Genomic DNA, 7,120 nt, shown 5'->3' on the forward strand with positions numbered 1-7,120 from the left:
CAACGTGGTCGAGTGGAACCACGATCGGGTAGAGCGGGCGAGGCGGCGCGATTCTCACCGCGGGACAGCAACCTGATTGACGCTCCGGGTCGACAACTCATGTGGGCTGGGCATTGTCCGGGGCCTGCCGTTGAGAGCGACCAGGGTGCGGGCCGGCTGCGGCCTGGACACCGCCACCCGCCTCGGCGAGGCGTTCGCATTCGTCCTGTGGGGGATGGCGGGGGAGAGGATTCGGCGACCGTGTGAGGCGATCGGCCCCTGGTCGAGTGGTGTCGCTCCTCGTTCCGGTGGTGACCGGCCGGTGTCGGTGCGCCTTCCACTCCGGGTGGGAAGTCTCTGATGAGCGGAGGCGTCCGCCGGGTGAGTCGGCGGCCGGGGTCGAGGCAGTTCACGGAGGGCATGGCGTGGTGAGGATCGGGGACAGGCGTCGGTTGCGGGGCGATCCGCTGGAGTACGTCGATGACCTCCGCCGGCGCAGCGCGACGGGGGTGATGCGGTTGCCCGGGGGTGGTTGGTGCCTGGGTGAGGCGGAGCCGGCGCACGTGTTGTTGCGTGGTCGGGAGTTCAACGCGGGCAGGTCGGGCTTCTTCGGCGACCTGCTGCCGACGCGGGCGGTGCAGGTCGAGGTCGGCCACGCGGTGCGTGATGTCCTTCGCGCCGGTCTGCCGGACTACCGCGCGGCGTTGGCCTCGGCGGTGGCCGGGCTGCCGTCGGTCAGCCGGTGGCCGGAGGCGGGGAACCGGCTGGTGTACCGCTGCCTGGCGGACCTGTTGCTGCACCCCGGCACACCGGCCGGGGCGCGGCGGTGTGCGGACCGGGCCGCGGACGCGGGCGTGGTGTTCCGCTCGCCGCGGGTGTGGCGGCGGGCGCGGGCGGAGGTGGCGCGGGCCAGGGTGATCGCGGCCCTGACCGAGCAGGTGCGGCGCCGCCGGCAACAAGGCGTCGGCGAGCCGCGCGATGTGCTGGACGCCGTGCTGGGCGCGTGCCCCGACGATCTGGCGGACCGGACGGTGGCCCGGGTGCACCTGATGATGTTCCGGGCCGTCGCGGCGCCGGTGGCCGCGTCACTGGCCTGGTCGGTGCTGCTGGCCTGCCTGCACCACACCCCCGGTTCCCCTTGGCCGTGGCCCGCCGACCAGATCGTGCGGGAGGCGTTGCGGCATCGGCCGATACCCTGGATGCTGCGCCGCACCGTCCCCCGCACCACCACCTTCGCGGGAACCTCTGTGCACGCCGGCGATCTCGTCTCGGTGAGCCCTCATCTGCTGCATCACGACCCGCGCCACTGGGCCGACCCCGACGCGTACCGACCCGAACGCTGGGCGCGGTCCGGCGGGCACGGCCCCTACATCCCGTTCGGCGCGGGCCCTTTCGCCTGCCCCGGCGCCTCGGTGGCGCAGACGCTGGTCACCGAGGCGCTGACCGCGCTGGCCGAGGGTGTCCACCTGTCGGTCACCGGAGGCGACGCGCGTGCGGTCATGTCCGAGGGCATCGTCCCCCGGCCCTTCACCCTGCACCGCACGCGGACCGAACGAGCACCACGACACCGGGAGGAGGTGAGCGACCATGGCCGCGATGCTGCGACGCGTCTTTAACACCAAGCCGGAACGCCGCTGGTACTGGTACTAGGCAAACGGATTCACCACCCGGCCCCGATGACCCGGACGACCTTTCATCCACGGTCATCGGGGCCGGGTCGGACATTGGGCGCGTGGGGCTCAGGCCGGTGCCCGCGTGCCGACGGCACCATTTCGTCTTGCCCGCCGCGCTGGGCCCCTCGACCACCACGATCACGCGGCACATTTCTGCCTCGGTGCCCGGTTTCGTCGTGTTCGGAGGGCTGATGACGGCACACCCTGGTTGATCACGAACGCGCCCGTAGTGACGCGCCGCGCATCGCCTACCTGCTTGAGCATCTGCCGGGACGCAGGTGCGGTAGAAGCCGGAGACCACGCGGCGGTTGGGCACGTACCGATCGGGTGGCCGGGAATCAGGTCGGGTCGGTTGAGAATCGGGCTTCGAGGGGGCGCATCTCCCGGCCGGTCGGTTCTGCCAGGGCGCGGTAGAGCTCGGGTCGCCGGCCGCGCAGCCAGCGGCGGCCGGTGCTGCGGGCCAGCAGGGACAGGTCCAGCTCGCCGACGACCATCTCGTCGCGGGCGGCGCAGGTTTCGGCGATGATGCGGCCGTAGCAGTCGATGAGCATCGCGTTGCCGGTGCGGACCTCGCCGTGGTCGAGGCCGACGCCGTTGGAGAAGACCAGGAACATGCCGTTGTCGTGCGCCCGGGACGGCAGCCATCGCATCAGCCAGCCACGGCCTTTGTCGCCGCGGAACTCCGCTTCGATGGCCGCGGGGTCGGTGTCCCTGGCTTCCCACAGGGCGGGGTCGATCGTCCCCATGGCGTGCGGGCTGCGCGAGGCCACGCCGCCGGTCTGGTGGGGCGCGAGGAGGATGTCGGCACCGAGCAGCGCGGTCATCCGGGCGTTCTCGACGATGTTGTTGTCGTAGCAGGTCAGCACGCCCAGTGTGCAGCCCAGCGTCGAGGCGAACACGGTGTAGCGCTCGCCCGGGGTGATGTGTTCGCCCTCGAACGCGTGGATCTTGCGGTGGACGTGCCAGCTCCCGTCGGGCTCGGCCACCACGTAGCTGTTGTGCAGGGCATCGCCGTCGGCCTCGATCAGGCCCGCGCCCAGCACCACGCCGTGCTCGCGGGCCAGCGCGAGCAGCGTGGTGACGCTCGGGCCGTCGGGCACCGGCTCGGCCAAGGCGGCGATGCCGGCCCGATCCATGCCCACGACGTGCCAGTAGCCGGTGATGCACATTTCCGGGAAGACGATCAACTGCACACCCCGGTCCGCCGCCTCCCGCACGAAACGGGCGATCGTGGCGAGGTTGTACTCCTTGTCCCCCGCGCGATGGCAGAACTGCACGCTCGCGGCCTGGATACGCATCGTCATCCTTCCCCCGGCACCACCGACGGCCCGGGCGGCACTCACCGTACCGGCGCCGGCGGGGGACCGGTACGACCAGCAGTTCCTCGGTCGGCGGAAGCGATGTGCTTGACGCCGGACCAGTTGCTGTTCTCGATCCGCCAGGTCTCGTTCTTGAACGGGATCCTGCCCGCGTTGACGAGTGAACCGTTGTTGTAGCCGAACAGCTCACCGTCGGCGTCGACCCCGACGAGGTCGGCGTAGCCGTCACCGTCCACCTGGTCGACCAGGTCCGGCGGGATTTGTGGGGTGTCCGTGCGCCGGGTGGCGACGCGTCCGTGATCGGCTTCGAGTCGGTGCGGTGTGGCGTTCGTAGCGGATGGTCAGCCGCCGAACTGCTTGAGGCGGTTGAAGCAGCGCTCCACCACGTTGCGCTGCTTGTAGCGCTCTTCGTCGAAGGCCGGTGGTCGCCCGCCGCGTGGGCTCAGGGCTGCGCGGCGGGCGACCTGGTCCTTGCGTTCGGGACAGGTGAACGCGATCCGGCGGGTCCGCAAGGATGATCCGCTTGTGATAGTCGTTTACCTACGATCGGAGGTCCGCACACGTTCGCAGTCGAACCCCCTGATGGTATCCACGATGCCGAAGCCGGACTCGCAGTGGAAAGTCACCGGCACACCTTGCATCCGACCTTCGATGTCGAACGCTTCCACGATCGGACCGGTGTGCTCGGGCGAACATTGCGCGCCTTCGAGGGTGTCCTCCACCCAGTGCAGGTCTTCGCACGTGTAGTCCGGCTCGTACTCCCGGATACCGGCGGTGTAGGTCGTCGCCGAGGCGGACACCGACGCGGCGAAGGCCATCGCGCAATTCAGTGCAACGGTCCATCCGACGATCCGGCGGGTCAGTCGACGCGCTATCATTGCTGCCTCCTTCTGGACGAAGTGGAACACCAAAGCAACGTTCGGCCCGTCGCCGAGCGTGCTCCACCACAGCCGAACACGACCGCACAGCCCGTGCCAGCGGTACAACCGGTCATCACCGGCCAGAGGGACCACAACCACCCACTGACGCCGCGACGAGCCACCAACCGGATGAGAGCAGGTCGTCCGGGTCACGCGTCGAGGTCACCGCGGCGGGCTCGACGACCTCGCCGCCGTCGAGCCGTCGGTAGGTGACCACGAGGTCGATTTTCGTGTCGCCACTGACCTGTCGCGACCCGCTTGACTTGGGCGGGCCGACCAACAGTCGACCTCGGCGGTCCAGAGCCCCTGCGACGATCTCGTGCTCGGCGTTCCCCAGCGTGCTCCACGCCCGATACCATCTCCGTCGTCGGGTGCTCGCTCCTCACTCCGGGCCCACACCGGCGTTCATGCCGCCCCGACCGCCAACCGGACGAGATGTCCGTGCCGCCCGGCGGCGGGATCGGATCCACCGCACCGGGACGGGCCGCGGTAGGCACCAGCGGTGGTCGAGCCCCGGAGTGTCGCCGGTGCGCACCGCACCCTTCACCGACATGGGCGACAGGGACGAGAGCGAGGAGGAGCGCATGTTCAGTGGCCTCAGACGGGTTGCCTGCTGGTTGTCCGTTCTGCTGACGGGTGCCGCGACGACCGGTACCGCGCACGCCGATCCCGTGGCGCCGGCGGCCTGGCTGTGGACGAGCATGGGGACACCGGGTGGCGTCACCGCGGTCGAGCGAGTCGGCGCAGTGTCCATTCCGGACGGTTCGCAGTCGGCCGATCGACCGTACGTCTTCGTGCTCGCGTCCGACGGGACGCTGCGTGGCAACTGGCCGAACGGCAGCTCGTGGATCTGGTCCAACCTGGGCGCGCCGGAGGAAGGGATCGTCGGTGGCGTGGGCGTCGCCGGGATCAAGAACTCGCTTTCCGCGGCCGAGCGCCCGTACGCGTTCGTGCTCGGGAAAGACGGGAACCTGTGGGTCAACCAGTTGACCGGCAGCACCTCGACCTGGACCAACCACCGCAGCCCCGAGGTCGGCATCGACGCCGGATTGGGTGTGGTCGAAGTCAAGGACACACCTACTTCGGCCGAGCGCTCGTACACGTTCGTCCGAGGGAAAGACGGCAACCTGTGGGTCAACGAGTGGGTCGGCAACGGCTGGACTTGGACCAACCAAGGCAAACCCGACGGACGCGTGATCCTCGGCGCGGCCGGGGTGACCAAGGTCAGGGACAGCTCCACGTCCCCCGAGCGCCCGCACGCGTTCGTCCGCGCGTCCGACGGGAACCTGTGGCTTCTCAAGCGGACCGGCGGCGCCTGGACCTGGACCAGCCAGGGAGCGCCCCGCGGCGGCATCGACGGCCCTGTCGACGCGATCACCGTCAGCAGCACGTCGACGGGGGCTGACCGACTGCACGTCTTCACCCGCGACCGCCAGGGAAACCTGTGGCTCAACCAGTGGACCGGCAGTGCCTGGACCTGGACCGACCAGGGAAAGCCCGGCAACGGCGTGATCGGCAGGGTGGGAGCGGTGTCGGTCCGGGACTCGCCGTCGGCCCCGCAGCGACCGTACGCCTTCGTGCGGACCAAGGACGGCCACATGTGGGTCAACCAGTGGACCGGCAGCGCCTGGACCTGGACCGACCAGGGCATGGTGCCCGACGGCGTCGACGAGGGGATCGGGGTGACGACGGTGAAGGACGCCCCTTCGGCGCCACAGCGGCCCTACGCCTTCATCCGCACCCCCGCCGGCGGCCTGGCGCTCAGCTGGTGGAGATGACCGGTACGTACTCGACCTGACCCCGGAACAGCTCCGGCGGGCACTTCCCGACCCGGCACCGCGGTGGGTCACCGCCGATCGTGCTCGCCTCGCCCGTTCGCCGCGTTCCCGGTCGTGTCCGGCGGCGTGACCGACTCCCGTTCCGGCAGGAGGTCCACGAGTTGCCGCTGGACGCGCCGGGCGTCGGCGTCGCGGCCTTGTTCCAGGTACAGCTCCAGGGCTTCCTGCCAGACGGCGCGGGCCCGGTCGTGCTGGTCCAGGGCGGCGTAGGGGTGGCCGAGCCGGTCGAGGGTGTCGGCGCACCCCGTGGTGTCGCCGAGGGTGCGGTACAGGGTGAGAGCCTGCCGGTGGTGGTGGACGGCCTGGTGATCGCGTCCGGTGTGGTGGTCGATGTAGCCCAGGCTGTCCAGGGTGGCAGCCTCGCCCTCGGGGTCCTGGTGGCGGCGGTGCAGGACGAGGGCGGCCTGGCAGTGCTCGCGGGCGGTGTCGTGGTCGCCCAGGCGGGCGCAGTACCAACCGACTGCGTTGAGGGCGTGGCCTTCCCACACCGCCTGATCGAGGGGGCGCAGGAGGGCCAGGGCGTGGCGGGCGTGTGCCAGTGCCCGCCGGTAGTCCTCCCGCTGCTCCCAGGCCCACGCGAGGATGTGGTGGATGTGGGCCTGCTGAGTGGGGTCCTGGTGCTCCTCGGCCAGGGCGAGGGCCCGGTGCAGGTGTTCGACGGCCTGCTCGTGCCGCCTCAACGCGGCGTGCGCCTGGCCGAGGTTCCGGTGGGCGTGGGTGCGGGCGGTGAGGTCGCACAGGTGGTCGGCGGCGTCGGCGGCGGCCGACCACACGGCCAACTCGTCGTGGAGGTGTCCGCGCCGGCGGTGGAACACGGTCAGGGTCCAGGCCAGGTGCCACACCGCCTGGTGGCGGTGGTGGTCGGCGGCGGTGTGCTGGGCGGCCAGCAGGTGGGGGTGGTGGACGTCCAACCAGGCCAAGGCGGACGGCAGGTCTTCCAACCGGTGCGGGCGGCTGCCGTGGGTGGGCGGGTCGAGCCGGATCGGTGGGCGGTGGGGGTTGAGGAGGCGGTCGGCGGTGTGGGCGGTGTGCAGGTGGAAGTCGACCACCCGCGCCAGCGCCGCCTCCCGCACGGGCTCCGAAAGATGGTTGTGGGCGAGGGTGGTGGCGTAGGCGCGGACCAGGTCGTGCATGGCGTAGCGGCCGTGCCGGCGCCGGTCGAGCAGGCAGTGGTCCTCCAAGGCGCGCAACACTTTGCGCGCCTGCGTCCGGGGCAGACCGGTGAGGGAGGCCGTGGCGGGCAGGTCGGTGTCCGGCCCCGGTGCGATGCCGAGTAGTGCGAACACCGTCCGCTGTTGGTCGGTGAGGCGGCGTAGGGACCAGGACAGGACGGTGGGCAGGCTGGCGGCGGGGTCGGTGTCGTGGTCGAGGGTTTCCAGTCCCGGTTCGCG

General features: G+C 70.8%; 7 protein-coding genes. 2 read left to right on the plus strand and 5 right to left on the minus strand.

Annotation, left to right across the window (positions count from 1 at the left end):
• The first annotated feature begins 407 nt into the window (after positions 1 to 407).
• Positions 408 to 1,595 (plus strand): cytochrome P450, encoded by a 1,188-nt coding sequence (locus FHS29_RS19430; protein ID WP_312864992.1) that lies wholly within the window; start codon positions 408 to 410, stop codon positions 1,593 to 1,595.
• A 395-nt stretch (positions 1,596 to 1,990) separates the two neighbouring features.
• On the opposite strand, the gene FHS29_RS19435 is transcribed toward FHS29_RS19430, so the two are convergent.
• The 4 genes from FHS29_RS19435 to FHS29_RS19450 form a co-directional block, all read right to left on the minus strand.
• Positions 1,991 to 2,956, minus strand: a complete 966-nt coding sequence (locus FHS29_RS19435; RefSeq protein ID WP_184692266.1) for a nitrilase family protein — start codon at positions 2,954 to 2,956, stop codon at positions 1,991 to 1,993.
• A 35-nt stretch (positions 2,957 to 2,991) separates the two neighbouring features.
• Positions 2,992 to 3,207 (minus strand): hypothetical protein, encoded by a 216-nt coding sequence (locus tag FHS29_RS19440; protein ID WP_184692268.1) that lies wholly within the window; start codon positions 3,205 to 3,207, stop codon positions 2,992 to 2,994.
• Positions 3,208 to 3,312: 105 nt separating this feature from the next.
• Positions 3,313 to 3,483: a hypothetical protein gene (locus tag FHS29_RS19445; protein WP_184692407.1), complete on the minus strand. Its 171-nt coding sequence runs from the start codon at positions 3,481 to 3,483 to the stop codon at positions 3,313 to 3,315.
• A 24-nt stretch (positions 3,484 to 3,507) separates the two neighbouring features.
• A complete protein-coding gene (locus FHS29_RS19450) occupies positions 3,508 to 4,044 on the minus strand; it encodes a hypothetical protein (RefSeq protein ID WP_184692270.1) in 537 nt (178 codons plus the stop codon).
• A 398-nt stretch (positions 4,045 to 4,442) separates the two neighbouring features.
• Between FHS29_RS19450 and FHS29_RS19455 the strand changes: the two genes are divergently transcribed.
• On the plus strand, positions 4,443 to 5,669 hold the full coding sequence (locus FHS29_RS19455) for a PLL family lectin (protein ID WP_184692272.1): 1,227 nt from the start codon (positions 4,443 to 4,445) through the stop codon (positions 5,667 to 5,669).
• Between the two features lie 68 nt (positions 5,670 to 5,737).
• Here FHS29_RS19455 and FHS29_RS19460 read toward each other — a convergent pair.
• The coding region (locus tag FHS29_RS19460) for a tetratricopeptide repeat protein (protein WP_184692274.1) at positions 5,738 to 7,120 on the minus strand (1,383 nt) is incomplete at its 5' end.

The sequence above is a fragment of the Saccharothrix tamanrassetensis genome (assembly GCF_014203665.1).
Lineage (GTDB): Bacteria > Actinomycetota > Actinomycetes > Mycobacteriales > Pseudonocardiaceae > Actinosynnema > Actinosynnema tamanrassetense.